Annotated in this window: 20 protein-coding genes; 12 read left to right on the top strand and 8 right to left on the bottom strand. The window is 63.4% G+C overall.

Annotated elements, in window-relative coordinates:
• Positions 1–63 precede the first annotated feature (63 nt).
• The 3 genes from ASD12_RS25360 (at position 64) to ASD12_RS25350 (ending at position 2,450) form a co-directional block, all read left to right on the top strand.
• Entirely contained in the window at positions 64–873 is an 810-nt protein-coding gene (locus ASD12_RS25360) for a transglutaminase family protein (RefSeq protein WP_056592885.1), read from the top strand.
• 140 nt (positions 874–1,013) lie between these two features.
• The gene (locus ASD12_RS25355; protein WP_056592882.1) at positions 1,014–1,979 is read left to right on the top strand and encodes a cation diffusion facilitator family transporter; all 966 of its coding nucleotides are present in this window, start codon (positions 1,014–1,016) and stop codon (positions 1,977–1,979) included.
• Positions 1,980–2,045: 66 nt separating this feature from the next.
• Complete coding sequence (locus tag ASD12_RS25350) at positions 2,046–2,450, top strand: GFA family protein (protein WP_056592879.1); 405 nt, start codon at positions 2,046–2,048, stop codon at positions 2,448–2,450.
• Positions 2,451–2,456: 6 nt separating this feature from the next.
• On the opposite strand, the gene ASD12_RS25345 is transcribed toward ASD12_RS25350, so the two are convergent.
• Entirely contained in the window at positions 2,457–3,728 is a 1,272-nt protein-coding gene (locus tag ASD12_RS25345; protein ID WP_056592875.1) for a DNA recombination protein RmuC, read from the bottom strand.
• 103 nt (positions 3,729–3,831) lie between these two features.
• On the opposite strand from ASD12_RS25345, the gene def reads away from it, so the two are divergent.
• From def to truA, 4 genes are read left to right on the top strand one after another with little or no spacing between them, the layout of a single operon-like run.
• On the top strand, positions 3,832–4,362 hold the full coding sequence (gene def, locus ASD12_RS25340; protein ID WP_056592872.1) for a peptide deformylase: 531 nt from the start codon (positions 3,832–3,834) through the stop codon (positions 4,360–4,362).
• Between the two features lie 5 nt (positions 4,363–4,367).
• On the top strand, positions 4,368–5,321 hold the full coding sequence (fmt, locus tag ASD12_RS25335; protein ID WP_056592869.1) for a methionyl-tRNA formyltransferase: 954 nt from the start codon (positions 4,368–4,370) through the stop codon (positions 5,319–5,321).
• Positions 5,318–5,824 carry an N-acetyltransferase gene (locus ASD12_RS25330; RefSeq protein ID WP_056592866.1) on the top strand — a complete coding sequence of 169 codons (507 nt, stop codon included), beginning with the start codon at positions 5,318–5,320 and terminating at the stop codon, positions 5,822–5,824. Before fmt ends, ASD12_RS25330 begins: the two co-directional genes overlap by 4 nt.
• A 23-nt stretch (positions 5,825–5,847) precedes the next feature.
• Positions 5,848–6,618 (top strand): tRNA pseudouridine(38-40) synthase TruA, encoded by a 771-nt coding sequence (truA, locus tag ASD12_RS25325; protein ID WP_056592863.1) that lies wholly within the window; start codon positions 5,848–5,850, stop codon positions 6,616–6,618.
• 48 nt (positions 6,619–6,666) lie between these two features.
• On the opposite strand, the gene ASD12_RS25320 is transcribed toward truA, so the two are convergent.
• Complete coding sequence (locus tag ASD12_RS25320; RefSeq protein ID WP_056592859.1) at positions 6,667–7,299, bottom strand: hypothetical protein; 633 nt, start codon at positions 7,297–7,299, stop codon at positions 6,667–6,669.
• Positions 7,300–7,304: 5 nt separating this feature from the next.
• On the bottom strand, positions 7,305–8,498 hold the full coding sequence (dapE, locus tag ASD12_RS25315) for a succinyl-diaminopimelate desuccinylase (RefSeq protein WP_056592855.1): 1,194 nt from the start codon (positions 8,496–8,498) through the stop codon (positions 7,305–7,307).
• Between the two features lie 128 nt (positions 8,499–8,626).
• On the opposite strand from dapE, the gene ASD12_RS25310 reads away from it, so the two are divergent.
• Entirely contained in the window at positions 8,627–9,670 is a 1,044-nt protein-coding gene (locus ASD12_RS25310) for a 2-dehydropantoate 2-reductase (protein ID WP_056593421.1), read from the top strand.
• Here the strand turns inward: ASD12_RS25310 and ASD12_RS25305 are convergent.
• From ASD12_RS25305 to dapD, 4 genes are all read right to left on the bottom strand, one after another.
• Positions 9,570–10,346, bottom strand: a complete 777-nt coding sequence (locus tag ASD12_RS25305; protein WP_056592853.1) for a hypothetical protein — start codon at positions 10,344–10,346, stop codon at positions 9,570–9,572. The two genes, ASD12_RS25310 and ASD12_RS25305, sit on opposite strands and share 101 nt — an antisense overlap.
• Positions 10,347–10,359: 13 nt before the next feature.
• Positions 10,360–10,737 carry a DUF805 domain-containing protein gene (locus tag ASD12_RS25300; protein ID WP_056593418.1) on the bottom strand — a complete coding sequence of 126 codons (378 nt, stop codon included), beginning with the start codon at positions 10,735–10,737 and terminating at the stop codon, positions 10,360–10,362.
• Complete coding sequence (locus ASD12_RS25295; RefSeq protein ID WP_056592849.1) at positions 10,730–11,092, bottom strand: DUF805 domain-containing protein; 363 nt, start codon at positions 11,090–11,092, stop codon at positions 10,730–10,732. The genes ASD12_RS25300 and ASD12_RS25295 overlap by 8 nt, the downstream gene beginning before the upstream one ends.
• A gap of 73 nt (positions 11,093–11,165) precedes the next feature.
• Complete coding sequence (dapD, locus tag ASD12_RS25290; protein ID WP_056592846.1) at positions 11,166–12,020, bottom strand: 2,3,4,5-tetrahydropyridine-2,6-dicarboxylate N-succinyltransferase; 855 nt, start codon at positions 12,018–12,020, stop codon at positions 11,166–11,168.
• 212 nt (positions 12,021–12,232) lie between these two features.
• Between dapD and ASD12_RS25285 the strand changes: the two genes are divergently transcribed.
• Positions 12,233–13,078, top strand: coding sequence for an LOG family protein (locus tag ASD12_RS25285; RefSeq protein ID WP_082525674.1), 846 nt, complete (start codon positions 12,233–12,235; stop codon positions 13,076–13,078).
• Between the two features lie 76 nt (positions 13,079–13,154).
• On the opposite strand, the gene ASD12_RS25280 is transcribed toward ASD12_RS25285, so the two are convergent.
• Positions 13,155–13,859, bottom strand: a complete 705-nt coding sequence (locus ASD12_RS25280; protein ID WP_056592840.1) for a pyrimidine 5'-nucleotidase — start codon at positions 13,857–13,859, stop codon at positions 13,155–13,157.
• A gap of 161 nt (positions 13,860–14,020) precedes the next feature.
• On the opposite strand from ASD12_RS25280, the gene ASD12_RS25275 reads away from it, so the two are divergent.
• The 3 genes from ASD12_RS25275 to ASD12_RS25265 all read left to right on the top strand — a co-directional run bounded on the left by ASD12_RS25275 (position 14,021) and on the right by ASD12_RS25265 (position 16,606).
• Complete coding sequence (locus ASD12_RS25275) at positions 14,021–14,782, top strand: GGDEF domain-containing protein (RefSeq protein ID WP_056592837.1); 762 nt, start codon at positions 14,021–14,023, stop codon at positions 14,780–14,782.
• Between the two features lie 193 nt (positions 14,783–14,975).
• Positions 14,976–15,170, top strand: a complete 195-nt coding sequence (locus ASD12_RS25270; RefSeq protein ID WP_056592832.1) for a hypothetical protein — start codon at positions 14,976–14,978, stop codon at positions 15,168–15,170.
• On the top strand, positions 15,167–16,606 hold the full coding sequence (locus tag ASD12_RS25265; RefSeq protein ID WP_056592828.1) for a GMC family oxidoreductase: 1,440 nt from the start codon (positions 15,167–15,169) through the stop codon (positions 16,604–16,606). Before ASD12_RS25270 ends, ASD12_RS25265 begins: the two co-directional genes overlap by 4 nt.
• Positions 16,607–16,617 lie beyond the last annotated feature (11 nt).

The following is a 16,617-nucleotide window of genomic DNA, read 5'->3' as shown; positions in this document are numbered from 1 at the left end:
TCGCACTGCGGCATCAACCCGTGCCTTCGCCGGGTGATCGTCAGGCAGGCCGTCAGGACGACAATGCGAATCCACATCGGCTGCGAGATGAGCTTCGACTTTCCTCAGGAAACGCCGCTCATCGCGATGCTGAATGTGCACTATTCGCGTGCCTCCGATCTCGAGCGGCCGGATTTCCTGACCTCCAACCCGCCGGTGCCGATCGAAAGCTATCGCGACAGTTTCGGCAACTGGTGCAACCGGTTCGTCGCGCCGCCCGGGCGTTTCACCTTCGGCACTGATGCAGTGATCCGCGATCCCGGCACCTTCGAGATGGGCGACCTGATGGCCTGGCAGCACGAGGTGCGTGACCTGCCGGCGGACACGCTGCTGTTCCTGCTGCCCAGTCGTTTCTGCGAGAGCGATCTTCTGGCCAGCGAAGCGTGGCGGCTATTTGGGCATACGCCGCTCGGAATTCCACGCGTGCAGGCGGTCTGCGACTTCGTCCACAACCATATCGTCTTCAATTACGGCAATGCGCGGCCGACGCGCACTGCGGCGGAAGCCTATCGCGAACAGAGCGGTGTTTGCCGCGACTACGCGCATCTCGCAGTCACCTTCTGCCGGGCACTCAACATCCCGACGCGCTACTGCACCGGCTACATCAGCGACATCGGCATGCCGAAGCCGTGGGCGAGCATGGATTTCTGCGCCTGGATGGAGGTCTATCTCGGCGGCCGCTGGCATGTCTTCGACCCGCGCAACAACGCGCCGCGCATCGGCCGCATCCTGATCGCCTCCGGCCGCGACGCCGCCGACGTGCCGCTGACCCATATTTTCGGGCCGGGCACGCTCGCCGGCTTCAAGGTGTGGACTGAAGAGATCGTCGAATAGTCGCCGTCTCCTGCCCGCCGGTCTTTGGCCGGCGACCTCTTTGGCAGCCGCCGTCTTGAACGATCGGGCTACTCGCGCGTTGTTTGTGGAGCTTCGGCGGTCTGGTCGTTAGACTGGGTGCCTCGAACGGGGACTATACGATGGCCGGGCATGGCGGCTCAAAGAAAGTCATCTACGCCGCACTCGCCGGCAATCTCGCCATCGCGCTGACCAAGTTCGGCGCCGCCTTCTTCACCGGCAGTTCGGCAATGCTGTCGGAAGGCGTGCACTCGCTGGTCGATACCGGCAATGGCGGCCTTCTGCTCTACGGCATGCACCGCGCCGCCCGCCCGGCAGACCGCACGCATCCGCTCGGGCACGCCCGCGAGCTGTATTTCTGGAGTTTCATCGTCGCACTCCTCGTCTTCGCGCTTGGGGCGGGCGTGTCGTTCTACGAAGGCGTGGTCCATATCATGGCGCCGGAGCCGGTCGCCAACGCTGAGGTGACCTACATCGTTCTGGGTCTTTCCTTCCTGTTCGAAGGCAGTTCGTGGTGGGTGGCGCTGAAGGCGTTTCGCCAGCAGAAGGGCAAGGAGGGCTGGCTGCAAGCCGTGCAATCGAGCAAGGATCCGAGCGTCTACACCGTACTGTTCGAGGACAGTGCGGCCCTGCTCGGCCTGATCGTCGCTTTCGCCGGCATACTGGCGGCGGAGCTGCTGGAGATACCCGAGCTCGACGGCGCCGCCTCGATCGGCATTGGGCTGATCCTTGGCGCAACGGCGATCTTCCTGGCACGCGAAAGCAAGGGCCTGCTGATCGGCGAGCCGGCATCGCTCGAGGTGCAGAGACAGGTCCTGGCGATCGCCCAGCAGGATCCGGCGGTGCAGCGGGCGAACGGCGTCCTGACCGTCCATATGGGGCCGACAGAGATCGTCGCCGGCCTGAGCATCGAGTTCGAGGATCGTCTGACGGCGCCCGAGATCGAAGCCTGCGTCGAGCGCCTGGAGGCTAAGTTGAAAAAGGAGATGCCGCAGATCACGCGGCTGTTCGTCAAGCCGCAGACATCAGGCACCTGGGAGAAGCGGCGCAAGCTGATCGACACCGCATCCGATCCGGCTCTGGACTAGCGCTGCGCCATTGTCTCACAGTCTTGCCCCGCTAAGATTGATTAAAGAGCCTTTGGAGGAGCGAAGATGAAAATCGACGGCGGCTGCCATTGTGGCGCCATCACCTACGAGGCGGAGGTCGATCCCGAAAAGACGAATGTCTGCCACTGCACGGATTGCCAGCAACTGACCGGTACGGCTTTTCGCGTGACGGTTCCGGCGCCCGAGGATCATTACCGGATCACCAAGGGCACGCCGAAGGTCTATATCAAGACAGGATCCACTGGCGCCAAGCGCGCCCAGGCCTTTTGCGCCGAGTGCGGTTCGCACCTTTACGCCACGTCGGTCGGAGATGGTCCCAAGGTCTATGGAATTCGAGCGGGTACCGCGCGGCAACGCGAGGATTTGATCCCGACACAACAGAAATGGCACCGCTCGGCGCTGCACTGGCTGCCTGAATTTCAGGGCATGACCACCGTAGAGGAGCAGTAGCGCGGCTCAATCATCGCCTTCGACGACCCTCAGCCTGAGCTGTCCGGTTTTCGAATCGGCAACGCGCGGGCCGGGCTCGACCTGCGCCGCCGGAGCCCGCGACGCTGCGTCCGCGGCGGCGTCGCCGTCGGGCTGCGCGCCGAACTCCAGTGCCTCGATCTTCTGGCCGCGCTTGGTGACCTTCGAGGTCGAGACCAGGATGTCATCGATGTCCTTGGCCGACTGGCCGAAATGGACCTGCAGTTTGCGCACCCGCTCGTCGACACGCGCAACGTCCTCCATCAGCCGGATGACCTCGCCCTGGATCAGATGCGCCTGTTCGCGCATGCGGGCGTCCTTGAGGATCGCCTGGATGACCTGGATCGACAGCATCAGCAGCGATGGCGAGACGATGACGACGCGGGCGCGATGCGCCTTGTGGACGATCGCCTCGAAATTCTCGTGGATCTCGGCGAACACTGATTCCGACGGCACGAACATGAAGGCGGTGTCCTGCGTCTCGCCCTGGATCAGGTATTTTTCCGAGATATCGCGGACATGGATCTCGATGTCGCGGCGGAAGGCCTGCGAGGCGACCTTCTGCAGATCGGCGCCATCGGCGGCGCGAATGGCGTTCCAGGCTTCCAGCGGGAATTTTGCGTCGATAGCAAGTGACGGCGCTCCGTTCGGCATCTTCACCAGGCAATCGGGCCGGCTGCCGTTCGACAACGTCGCCTGAAATTCATAGGCGCCGTGCGGCAGGCCGTCGGCAACAATCGCCTCCATGCGCGACTGGCCGAAGGCGCCGCGCGTCTGCTTGTTGGAGAGGATCGCCTGCAGCTGCACGACTTGGCCGGCGAGCGACTGGATGTTGCCCTGTGCGACATCGATGATCGCCAGCCGCTCCTGCAATTTGGCCAGGCTCTCATGCGTCGATTTCGTCTGCTCGGTCATGGTCTGGCCGAGACGACCGGTCATGGCGTCGAGGCGCTGGCCGATCGACTGCGTCAGCTCGGCCTGCCGCGCCCCGAACACCTCGGCGATGGCACCCATGCGGCCCTGCATCTCGGCCTGCGATTGCAAAATGCCGGCCATCCGTGCCTCGGCGTCGCGGGCATGATCGGCGGCTTCCGCGGCCGCCACAGCGCGCGCCTTGGCCGACCGCCACAGCGCGATCACGAGCGCCACGAACAGGCCAAGAAACAGCAAAGCGCCGAAGGCCAGCGCATGGCCGAGCGTGATCGTGGTGGCGCCAAGCCGGGCGACGGGCTCCGAAAGGATAGTGCTCAGATCATTCATGTGGACAGCATAGACGATTCGCCCTGATAGCACAGATCAAAACGTGAACGAGCCTCAAGCCCAACGGTTGACGCTTTTCGCTGGAGGTCTTAGGTGGAACGCCATGCCGATCAAGCCGCTCATCATCCTTCCCGACCCCATCCTGCGCCAGGTTTCCAATCCGGTGGAGCGTGTCGACGCGCCCCTGCGCAAATTAGCCGACGACATGCTGGCGACGATGTATGACGCACCAGGCATCGGGCTGGCGGCAATCCAGGTCGGCGAGCCGCTGCGCATGCTGGTGATCGATCTGGCCAAGGAAGACGAGACGCCGGCGCCGCAGGTCTTCATCAACCCGGAAATCCTGGAGAGCGCCGATGCGCGCTCCGTCTATGAGGAAGGCTGCCTGTCGATCCCGGACTATTACGCCGAGGTCGAACGCCCGGCCTCCGTGCGGGTCAAGTATCTCGACCGCGACGGCAAGTTGCTGGAACTGGAGGCCGAGGGCCTGATGGCGACCTGCCTGCAGCATGAGATCGACCACCTCAATGGTGTCTTGTTCATCGACCACATCTCGAAACTGAAGCGCGACATGGTGGTGAAGAAATTCAAGAAGCTCGCCAGGGACAAGGCGCCGGGCAAGCTGGCGGGATAGGGGACATGCCCCTTCGCGTCATCTTCATGGGCACGCCGAAGTTTTCGGTGCCGACGTTGCGCGCGATTGCCGAGGCCGGACACGACATCGCCGCCGTCTATACGCAGCCGCCGCGCGCCGCCGGACGGCGCGGGCTGGAGCTGACACCGTCACCGGTGCAGCGCGAGGCGGAGCGGTTGGGCATCGAAACGCGGACCCCGGTATCGCTCAAAGGCAAGGCGGAGCAGGCCGCGTTCCGTGGCCTGCAGGCTGATGTCGCCGTGGTCGTCGCCTATGGCCTGCTGCTGCCGAAGGCGGTTCTGGAGGCAACCCGGCTTGGCTGCATCAACGGCCATGCATCGCTTCTGCCGCGCTGGCGTGGTGCCGCGCCCATCCAGCGCGCCATCATGGCCGGTGACCTGGAAAGCGGCATGATGGTGATGCGCATGGAAGAGGGTCTGGACACCGGTCCGGTCGGACTGGTTGAAAAATGCGCCATCGAACCCGATATGACAGCCGGCGATCTGCATGATCGGTTGATGAGTGTCGGTGCGACCCTGATGGTGGAAGCGCTGGCGGGACTGGAAAGGAACACCCTGACATTTGCCGACCAGGCGGTGGAAGGGGTGACCTACGCCAAAAAAATCGATAAATCCGAGACGCGCGTGGACTGGACTCGCTCGGCGAGCGAGGTTCACAATACCATTCGTGGCCTGTCGCCCTTTCCCGGCGCTTGGTCCGAGATAGGAATTGGCGGCCGCCCGGAGCGGCTGAAACTGCTTCGCTCGACGCTATCGCAAGGCCTGTCGCCTTCGGAAGATTTGGGCGAGTCGGGAGGAATTCTCGATGACCGGCTGACGGTCGCTTGTGGAGTAGGCGCGATCAGACTGGTCGAAGTTCAACGGGCGGGCGGAAGGCCCGCTGCCGCATCGGAATTCCTGCGCGGGGCGAAGATCGAAAAAGGAATGAAATTCTCATGAGCATGATGTCGATACGCGCGGCGACGCCGCGGGATCGCGAGGCCATTCGCCTCGTCGAGGAACACGCTTTCGGCCAGCAGGCGGAGGCCGGGCTGGTCGACGCGCTGGTGACCGGTGGCGACGCCGTTGCCGAACTGGTGGCGGAAGAAGACGGCCAGGTGGTCGGCCACATCCTGTTTTCGCGGCTGTTCGTCCAGAATGGCGGCAAGAATTTTGCGGCCGTGGCGCTCGCGCCGCTGGCGGTGGAGCCTTCGTTCCATGGCAGCGGCATTGGCGGGGCGCTGATCCGCGAGGCGCATATCCGCCTCAGGGATGGTGGCGAAACGCTGGCCGTGGTGCTGGGCGACCCCACCTATTACGGGCGTTTCGGCTATAGCCACGCGCGTGCCGAGAACTTCGAAAGCGAGTACCAGGGCGAGGCGCTACAGGCGCTGGCCTGGGGCGACGCACCTGAGGCAGGCAGGCTGGTCTACGCCTCCGCCTTCACCGCTCTCGCCGCCTAGGCGAGAGCGTATAGCCGCCCGGCATGCCGCGTTTTCGCCTCGACATCGAATATGACGGCAGCCTGTTTGCCGGCTGGCAGCACCAGGCGGATCAGCCTTCGGTGCAGCAGGCGATCGAGCAAGCGATCGAAAAATTCTGCGGCGAAGAGGTCAGGTTGCGAGCCGCCGGCCGCACCGATGCCGGCGTGCATGCGACCGCCCAGGTGGCGCATGTCGACCTCGCCAAGGCGTGGCCAGGCGACAAGGTGCGCGATGCCATCAATGCCCATCTGCAGGCGGCCGGCGCACGCATCGCCATCCTGAAAGCGACGGTCGTCTCGGACGGTTTCGACGCTCGCTTCTCGGCCACCGGCCGCCACTATCTCTACCGCATCCTCAACCGCCGCGCGCCGGCCGCGCTCGACAAGGGAAAGGTGTGGTGGGTGCCGAAGCGGCTCGACACCGGCGCCATGCATGAAGCGGCGAAGGTCCTGCTCGGACGACATGACTTCACCACCTTCCGCTCGACCCAGTGCCAGGCCAACAGCCCGATCAGGACGCTGGAGCGGCTCGATGTGATGAGGCAAGGTGACCTGATCGAGGTAAGGGCCTCTGCGCGCTCCTTCCTGCACAATCAGGTGCGTTCGATGGTCGGCTCGCTCAAGCGTGTCGGCGACGGCGGCTGGACCGAAGCCGACCTGAAAGCGGCGCTCGAGGCGCATGACCGCGCCGCCTGCGGCCAAGTGGCGCCGCCAGACGGGCTGTTTCTCGTTGGCGTCGACTATTCGAGCGTCGATTATCCTGAGGTCGACTAACCTGGATAGAGGCCCGAAGGCTCTACCCAGGATAGAGGCCGGAAGGCTCTACCCGGAGACGAACCCGGAAAGGCTCTGAGCCCCGACATCATCCGGCACGGTAATGCCGAGCAGCGTCTGCAGGCCGAACAGCACCAACAGCGACGCGATGAACATGCCGACGAAAACGGCGGTGCCGACTGCTGCGCCCTTGCCGATGGTGGCGTTGGTCATGCGCCAGGTCAGCACCATCGACAGGGCAAACAACAACAGCGACACAAGGCTTGAAACCTGGCTCGCGGACGACAGGAAAAGCCGGATCAGCGCCGAAGGCAGCATCAGCCAGGCAGTGATGGCCGAAGCCCAGTTGCTGGCGACGACGTAATGGACGAAGCGGCCGCCGATGCCGGCGCGCGGCGCGATCAAAGCGAGCGCAATCAGCGGCAGCACCCAGGAGCCGATATCGACCGTCGCCAGGCGCACCAGCATGCTGAAGCGACCCACGAAGGCATCGGGATCGCCGATCTCGTTGGCGATGCCGACCCATCCGACGATCAGCGCCGGTGCTGCAACGACAATGGCGAAAAAGGAATTCCAGAAGCCGTCGGCCGACAGGTCGAGCAGGCGCAATCCATCGGCCTTGCCGAGCATCAATCGCCAGGCGCCCGTCAGCGAAGCTTGGGTTTCGTCCGCCGAAAGCATGCTGCTCAGCCCTGTCCGAACCAGTCTTCGATGAAGCGCTGGTAGATTTGCGTCAGCGTTTCGAGATCGGCAATGGCGACGCGCTCGTCGACCATGTGCATCGTCTTGCCGACCAGCCCGAACTCGACCACCGGGCAATAGTCCTTGATGAAACGCGCGTCGGAGGTGCCTCCGGAGGTCGACAGGGTCGGCTCCTTGCCGACCGCCGACTTGATCGAGCCGCGGAGCGTTTCGATCAGTCTGTCGTCGCGAGTCAGAAAGACATGGCTTGGCCGGTCGCGCCAGACGAGTTCATAGTCGACCGGCGTCTTCTTGCCCTGCCGGTACTTCTTGCGCCTGGCCGCCTGGTCGAGCCGGTTGTGGATCTCGGCCTGCAGGGTCTCATCAGTCCAGGTGTCGTTGAAGCGGATGTTGAAGGTCGCGGTCGCCTTGGCCGGAATGACATTGGTGGCCGGGTTGCCGACATCGATGGAGGTGATCTCCAGGTTGGTCGGCTGGAAATCCCTGGTTCCCTTGTCGAAGACGGGATGCAGCAAGGCGTCGACCAGGCTCATCAGCCCGCGCACCGGATTGTCGGCAAGCTGCGGGTAGGCGACGTGGCCCTGACGGCCATTGACGGTGACGGCGCCGGACATCGAGCCGCGGCGGCCGATCTTGATCATATCGCCGAGCGCGTCCGGGTTGGTCGGCTCGCCGACGATAGAGGCATCCCATTTCTCGCCCCTGGAAGCCGCCCATTCGAGCAGCTTGACCGTGCCGTTGACGGCCGGACCTTCCTCGTCGCCGGTGATCAGCAGCGAGACCGACCCTTTCGGACCACCATTCTGCTCGACATGGCGCGCCACGGCGGCGATGAAACAGGCGATGCCGCCCTTCATGTCGACCGCGCCACGGCCATACATCTCGCCATTGGCGATCTCGGCGGCGAAGGGCGGATGCGTCCAGGCGGCTTCGTCGCCGACCGGCACCACGTCGGTGTGACCGGCGAACATCAGATGCGGGCCGTTGCCGGAACGCCTTGCATAGAGGTTTTCGATGTCGGGCGTGCCGTCTTCGGAAAACACCGGCCGATCGACCAGGAAGCCGAGCGGTTTCAGCATCGTCTCCAGTACGCTCAGCGCACCGCCCTCGGTGGGCGTCACCGAAGCACAACGGATAAGGGCGGCAAGGTTTTCGGCGGGATCGGTCGGCAGCGTCATGGAAAAAGCGATAGTCGAAAGCGCAGGGCCTGTCACGGCCAGACATAGGGACCAGCCCCATGGCTGGCGATACCGCCGACATTATGGTTTTCATGTCGTATAGTTGCGGGCCGGATGCGGGCGACAGGATGGCAAACGAGGACAGAAGGATCGTCATTGCCGGCGCCGGCAGCATCGGCTGCTATGCCGGCGGCTGCTTGGCGCTCGCCGGGCGCGAGGTGATTCTCCTGGCCCGGCCGCGTATCGAGGCGGCGTTGCGGCAGGGTGGGTTGCGGGTCAGAGACCTCGAAGGCCGCGATCGCCCCATCAAGCCGGAGTCGCTTGTCGTCACCACCGATCCGGCCGCCGCCCTGCCGCAGGCGGATGTGATCCTGGTCACGGTCAAGAGCGGCGCGACGCAGGACATGGCAGCCCTCATCAAGGCCCATGCCCGCCCCGATGCTGTGGTGGTCAGTCTGCAGAACGGCGTCGACAATGCCGACAGGCTGCGCGCCGGACTTGCTGGGCGCACGGTGCTGGCCGGCATGGTGCCGTTCAACGTAGTGCAGTCGCCGGATGGCGAACTGCCGCTGCGCGTGCACCGCGCCAGCGACGGCACGGTGATGGTCGAGGATGGCGACGCCGGCCTGGTCAACCTGCTCGGCGTCGAAGGGTTTGCGGTCGAAGCCCATGGCGAGATGATGGCCGTGCTGTGGGGCAAGCTGCTGATGAATTTGAACAACGCGCTGGTGGCGCTGTCGGACCTGCCGCTGGCGACCGAATTGGCCAACCGTGGCTGGCGGCTGATCCTGGCCGGTCAGATCGACGAGGCGCTCCAGGCGATGAAGGCTTCCGGCATCGTGCCGGCGCGGATCGCCGGCCTTCGCCCGGCGCTGCTGCCGAGAGTGCTCAGGCTGCCGGACTGGCTGTTCAAACTGCTGGCGCGGCGCATGCTGGTGATCGACCCGCAGGCACGCTCATCGATGTGGGACGATTTGCAGCGCGGCCGGCCGACGGAGATCGATGACTTGCAAGGCGCCATCCTGCGGCTGGCGGAAAAGGCCGGCACGCCGGCGCCGATGGTCCAGCGGATCACCGCCTTGGTGCGCGCGGCGGAGGCGGAGCGGCTTGGCTCGCCGGGCCTGGCGCCGGAGCAGATTGCCGCGCCGCCGGCCGGCCGTCGATCAACGTGATCTTCTGCCAGATTTTCCGCGACAGGTTGGACGCCAGGTTTTCGATGTCGTTGACGCCGTCGATGACCACGTCGTCATTGACCGACTGCGCGAACAGCGCCGCGATCTTGCCGGTGATCGACAGCATTTCGGAGCAATAGTCGAGGTAGCGCGCCAGGTCGGCGGCATTGGTGATGCGGGCCGGCGAGTGCGCCGTCGGTTTGAAGCTCGCCGAAAGGGCCGCCGGATCCTTGGTCAGCTGGTGCATGTCGATGACATGGATCAGCGAGCGCAGGCCGTGCAACTGGCGAAACACCCTTTTGCGCTTGATGCGCTCCTCGGTGCGGATCAGAGCAAGTAAGCCCAACACAGCGAGTATGACGGTGTTGATCGAAGCTTCTATGCCTTGCACCGACTGCAGGGCATCGTGGGTTCCCGAAATGCGGTCGATCGGCAAGATGGTACCGACGAACAGGAACACCAACACACCAGCGACGAAGGCGGCGACAATGAGCCCCCGCAGCCACCAGATCGGTGCTTCGAGCGTCTTGGCCGTCTTGGCCAGATCGCGCGACAGCGAGACCAGTTCGGCGGCGACGCCACGCAATCCCGCTTCGGGGAAACGATCGGCGATCCGCTCTTCCAGCCGCTCGGCGGTTTCGACGATCAGTTTCGGATCAAGCGTGCGGTAGCGCATGTCCGATCAGCCCTCAGGATTGTGCCGGCTCATTGGTACGCCGGCCATAGCGGTTGGGTCCAGGCTGCCCTGGAAACAGGCACAACACAAGGAAGGCGACGATCGAGACCACCGGCACGAACAGGATCAGCGCGGCAATGCCCGGTTTGTCCAAGTCGTGCAGCCGCTTCACCGCCAGTGCGATATTCGACCACAGCGAGGCGATGAAGGCGACAAAGAAGATGAACGACCACATGTTGCTCTCGGCCGAGCCTTCCGGTACCAGCGTGAAGCGGTAGAGCGGAAAAGCCTGGATAATGGCGACGAGCAACCCGCCAAGAAAATAGGCCGCGCGACTGACGCGGCCCGAGGTTTTGAAGAAAAGCCAGGTGAGATCTGATCTGTCAGGCAAGCGGGTCCGGTCCATATTGATTGGCGCCCCTGGCGCCTTCGAGAATGCCGCATTCCACCAGAAACCAGATCGGGCCGATGAAAGGCACCAGCATGATCAGGCTCCACCAGCCCGACTTGCCGCGATCATGCCAGCGCTTGGCATAGACTGCGAGTGCGAAATAGATCGAGGCGAGAGCGACGAGAATGCCGATGAGGCCGATCTGGGCGCCGCTGGCAGTGGTGATGCGTGTGCCGAGGATCGCATCGAGAATAAAGCCAACGATGCCAATGACGACGAAAACTCCGATCGCGGCCCAGAACTTGCCACGGTTGATGCGACCATCAAAGCTTGTGAGCAGATATTTCCAGTCCATGTCACCCCCTCCATATTGAACCAGCGCGACCGATTGTCGCGCCGGCGGAAGGTGCGCTCGCTTTGCGGAAAGATCAATCGCGCAGCAATTCGTTGATCGAGGTCTTGGACCGGGTCCTGGCGTCGACGCGCTTGACGATGACGGCGCAGTAGAGGCTCGGGCCAGGCTCGTTGTTCGGAAAAGGCTTGCCCGGCAGCGAACCGGCGACGACGACGGAGTTCGGCGGCACTTCGCCATAAAAGATTTCGCCGGTGGCGCGGTCGACGATCTTGGTCGACTGGCCGATGAAGACGCCCATGCCGAGCACCGAGCCTTCGCGCACGATGCAGCCCTCGACGACCTCCGAGCGCGCGCCGATGAAGCAATTGTCCTCAATGATGGTGGGACCGGCCTGCATCGGCTCCAGCACACCGCCGATGCCGACGCCGCCGGACAGATGGACGTTCTTGCCGATCTGGGCGCAGGAGCCGACCGAGGCCCAGGTGTCGACCATGGTGCCACTATCGACATAGGCGCCGACATTGACGAAGGACGGCATCAGCACGGCGCCCGGCGCGACATAGGCCGACCGGCGCACGATCGACGACGGCACGGCGCGGAAGCCCGCCTTCTCGAAGTCGACGGCGCTCCAGCCGTCGAACTTCGACGGCACCTTGTCCCACCACACGGCCTGGCCGGGGCCGCCCTTGATGATCTCCATCGGATTGAGACGGAAGGATAGCAGCACGGCCTTCTTGAGCCACTGGTTGACATGCCACTTGCCGTCGGCCTGCCGCTCGGCGACACGGGCGGCGCCGCGATCGAGCAGGTCGAGCGCCGACTGGATGGCGTCACGCGTTTCGCCACGCGTTGCCGTCGAAATCGCGTCGCGTTCCTCGAAGGCCTTCTCAATGGTCTTTTCGAGGCTCGCCAGATCGGGCTTCGACATGAATTCGCTCCATTACCAAGCTGTTAAGGGGCTGCGCCTTAACCTGTTTTGAAAGTCGCGCGGACCCCTGGCGGGCTTTGCATGTAGCAGGTTCTTGTCGCAAAACCGCCGGACACTTTTGCGGAACCTGCTTATGTTAAGGCTCAATGGGGGTCAATCGCGGCTGCGCCATGGGACGGCGCAAGTGAAGAATTTGGACGGGTAAGGCAATTATGACTCCTATGGAAAAGGCGGGGTGGACCCCGCTGCCGCATTCGGACGAGGATCTGGAGCGGTCGAAGAGCGTGCCGGACACGCCGCAGACGCGTGCCGAAACATACCGGCTCGCCTGGAACGATCCCGACTTCATGACGCGGCGCGAATTGCGCGCGGTCAGGTTGCAGCTCGAACTCTTGAAGCCCGAGATGATCCTGGCCGAACGCGGCATCCGTTCGACGGTGATCCTGTTCGGCGGCGCACGCCTGCCGGAACCCGGCGGCGAGGCCTGGGCGGCCAAGAACGAGACGCAGAAGAAGAATCTCGAGGAAAACAGCAAATACTATGAGGAGGCGCGCAAATTCGCCCGCCTCTGCTCGCGGCAGTCGGCGGCTTCATACTACCGCGAATATGTCGTGGTGACCGGCGGTGGACCCGGTGTGATGGAAGCGGGAAACCGCGGCGCCGACGATGTCGGCGCGCCGTCGATCGGCCTCAACATCGTCCTGCCGCATGAGCAGGCGCCGAACATCTATGTGACGCCGGAGCTGTGCTTCAACTTCCATTATTTCGCCATCCGCAAGATGCATTTCGTCATGCGCGCCAAGGCCGTGGCGGTGTTTCCAGGCGGCTTCGGCACGATGGACGAGTTCTTCGAGACGCTGACCCTGATCCAGACCGGACGCATGGAGCGCGTGCCGGTGATCCTGTTTGGCAAATCCTTCTGGAAACGGGCGATCGATCTCGACTTCCTTGCCGAACAAGGCACGATCAGCCCCGGCGACCAGAACATCATCGACTTCGTCGACACCGCCGACGAGGCCTGGGGGATCATCAGCCGGTTTTACAAGTTAGGGGAGTAGGGAATAGGCAGTAAGGAACGATCTGCAAGGCGGAGACCGCAGGCGCCTTATTCTCCTACTGCCTACTGCCCATTCCCTACTGCCTTGCGACTATCGCCGTCAGAAAGCCGGCCAGATCGTCGGTGACGAAATCGACGTCATCCTCGTTGGCCGGGTCGCGCTCCCATATCTCGGAAAAGGTCGGCTCGAAATTGCGTGGCACGACAAGCACCGTGGTCATGCCGAGCGACTTCGGCACCGAAAGATTGCGGGCAAGGTCTTCGAACATCACCGCATTGTGGCCGGTGACGGCGTGGAGCTCGGCGAACTTCTCGTAGGTCTGGCGCGCCGGTTTGGGATTGAGCCCGGCCGCGACGATATCGAAGATGTCGTCGAAATGGTCGAGAATGCCGAGCTGCCGCGCAGTGCGTTCGGCGTGCCTGCGGTCGCCGTTGGTGAAGATGAACTTGCGGCCCGGAAGCTGGCGGATGGCGGAGCCGAGAACGGGATCGGGCACCAGCCATGAATAATCGATGTCATGCACCTTCTCGAGGAAATCGTCGGGGTCGATGCCGTGGCGCGTCATCAGCCCGTTGAGCGTCGTGCCATATTCGCGGTAGAGTTCCTTCTGCAGCTTGCGCGCTTCGTCGCGCGGCAGCGCCAGCAGTTCGCCGACATAGGCGGTCATCTTGACGTCGATCTGCGAGAACAGATTCGTATGGTGCGGATAGAGCGTGTTGTCGAGATCGAACACCCAGTCTGTGACATGGGCGAAGCGCGCGGGATCGGGGAGCGTGGTCATGCGCTCCTTATGGCATGAAACAAGCGTCCTGAAAGAGACTTTATCCACAACTTCTGCTCGTTGAGGTTGCACAAATCGCCTCACGATTCAAATTTTATGCATCCGGGAAAGGTGGCCTTCAGGGCTTGCTGGCACAGAGACAAATCCTGTGGGAGCAAGCGATGAACAGCATAATCTTGAAATCCGCCGCCATTGCTTTCGCCTCCGTCGCAGCTTCTCTCCTGCTGACGCTGATCATCGTTCCGGCGATGGGATTTCCGGTCAACCGTACGATCTGGCTGACCTCCACGCTCTGTCCGCTGGTGCTGGCATGGGTCGCCAGCGCAAGCACGTTCTGGCAAAGCGACAGGCTGAAAAATGCGCATCGCGAGCTTGCCCGGGCCCATGCCCAGCTCGCCGCCGCGCATCGCCGCCTGGCGGAAAAGGCGAGCCGCGACGACATGACCGGCATGCTCAACCGGGAAAGCTTCTTTGCCGCGCTCGACAGTTCGCGCCGCAAGTCCGATCGCGGCGCGCTGCTGATCATCGACGCCGACCATTTCAAGAAGATCAACGATAATTTTGGCCACCTGACCGGTGATGACGCGCTGCTTTTGATCGCCAGCGCGATCCAGCGCGGCGTGCGCGGCGGCGATGTGCTGGGCCGCATCGGCGGCGAGGAGTTCGGCGCCTTCCTGATCGGCGCCACCGAGCAGGAGGCCAAGCGGGTCGCCGAGCGCATTCGCCGCGAAGTCGAGCTGATCCGCTTCCGGCCCGTCGACGAGCGGACCATTCCGCTCACGGTCAGCATCGGCGGCACGGTCTGTGGCGACGATGTCAGCGTATCGGACCTGATGCGCGCCGCCGACCGGCGCCTCTACCAGGCCAAGCATCAGGGCAGAAACCTGACGATCCTCGATACGGACATCTCCGCGGCGGCGTGATCCGATCGCCACAACCAGCTCGTTAAGGAAATTCTAACGCTGTTTGCACTCGGTTGCACCGTTTAGCCGGGTATTCACCGCTTTGCGGCCAGACTTGGCACGATACTGGCTTCTGCGGCGATGCATGTGTCGTTCCGGGAACTGCCGTTCCAGGAATGCCACGCATTGTCGAAGCCCTCAACTGAGAGACCTCATGAGTTTCTTCATAAAAAAAATGTCACGCCGCGCGATCGTGCAGGCGCTGATCGCACTGCCTGCTTTGTCGCTGTTTCGCAAGCTGCCTGATGCCGATGCTTCCTATGCCTCCCATCCCGATCAATCCCGGGCCGACCCGAACGAGATCGTCGAGGTCAATGGCTGGATTCTGAAGCGGAGTGACCTGGCATGATCTTCGACAGCTACGAGGCGTATCGCGCAGCGAGCTTCACCCCAAAGGTCTGCATCCTCGGCTCCGGCCCGGCCGGCACCACCATTGCCCGCAAGCTTGGCGCCGCCGGCATTCCGGTCGTGGTGCTGGAGGCCGGCTCGCGTGAGTTCAGCGACGAGTCGCAGGATTTCTACCGTGGCACCACGGTCGGCGATTTCTATTTCGACCTCGACATCACCCGGCTGCGGTTCATGGGCGGCAGTTCCAACCACTGGGCCGGCTGGTGCCGCGTGCTCGACAAAGAGGATTTCGAGCCGAAGGCCTGGGTGCCCGATACGGGCTGGCCGATCCGCCGCACCGACATCGAGCCCTATCTGCCGGAAGTGCGCGATATTCTCGACCTTCCGGCCTTCCGGCCGGACATGCCGATCTCGGACCACATTCGCTGGGTGCAGCTGATCAAGAGCCCGGCTGTGCGCTTCGCCGAGAAATTCGGCGACGAACTCGACAAAGCCAGGAACATCGCGGTCGTGCTCAACACATGCGTCACTGAACTCGCCGGCGACGGCAAACGCGTGACGGGCGCCAGACTGTGGTCGAACGGGCAGGATGCCGGCTCCATCAGCGCGGACTATTTCATCGTCTGCACCGGCGGGCTGGAGAATTCGCGGCTGCTTCTGTGGTCGAACCAGCGCTCGAACGGCGGCGTCGTGCCGAATGCGACAGCGCTTGGCCGCTACTGGATGGAGCATCCGACCTTCGAGGGCGGCAATGCCATCCTAGCCGACTACAACGCGTTCGAGGTCGACGCCGTCAACGAGGCCTTCTTCTCGCCGACGCTTGCCGCGATGGAGCGACTGCAGATCATGAATTTCGGCATCCGGCTGATCGAGACGCCGTATCCCGGTGTCAAGAGCCTCATCGCCGATCTCGCCTGCACGGCGCCCGACATAGCCGAATGGATGTCTTCCAAGCTCAGTCAGAGACTGCGCTGCGCCGCCCAGCTCTACGTCGCCTGGGAACAGGCGCCGCTGGCCTCCAACCAGATCGAGCTGTCGAAGACCGATGTCGACCATACCGGCGTGCCGCGCATCGAGCTGCACTGGAAGAAGTCGGAGCTGGAACGCCGCACCCTGCTCGAAGGACTCAGACTGTTCGGCACGACGCTGATCGAGAAGAATCTCGGCCGGGTGCGCATTGCCGACTGGATCAGCAATGGTCAGGACTATCCGACCAACGACGAGACGGCGGGCCACCACCATATGGGCGGCACGCGCATGGGTACCGACATCGGCAAGAGCGTGGTCGACGCCAACTGCAAGGTGCACGGCATGGACAATCTCTATGTCGGCGGCTCCTCGGTGTTCTGCACATCGGGCCAATGCAACCCGACGACGACGATCACCGCACTGTCCTGCCGGCTGGGCGATCATTTGAGCAAGGTGATCACCGTCTGACGGTCACACGG

Origin of the sequence: Mesorhizobium sp. Root102 (assembly GCF_001425625.1) — a bacterium.
GTDB lineage: Bacteria > Pseudomonadota > Alphaproteobacteria > Rhizobiales > Rhizobiaceae > Mesorhizobium.
The sequence above is the reverse complement of the archived record's forward strand: the minus strand, read 5'-3'. Positions and strand labels throughout refer to the sequence as shown.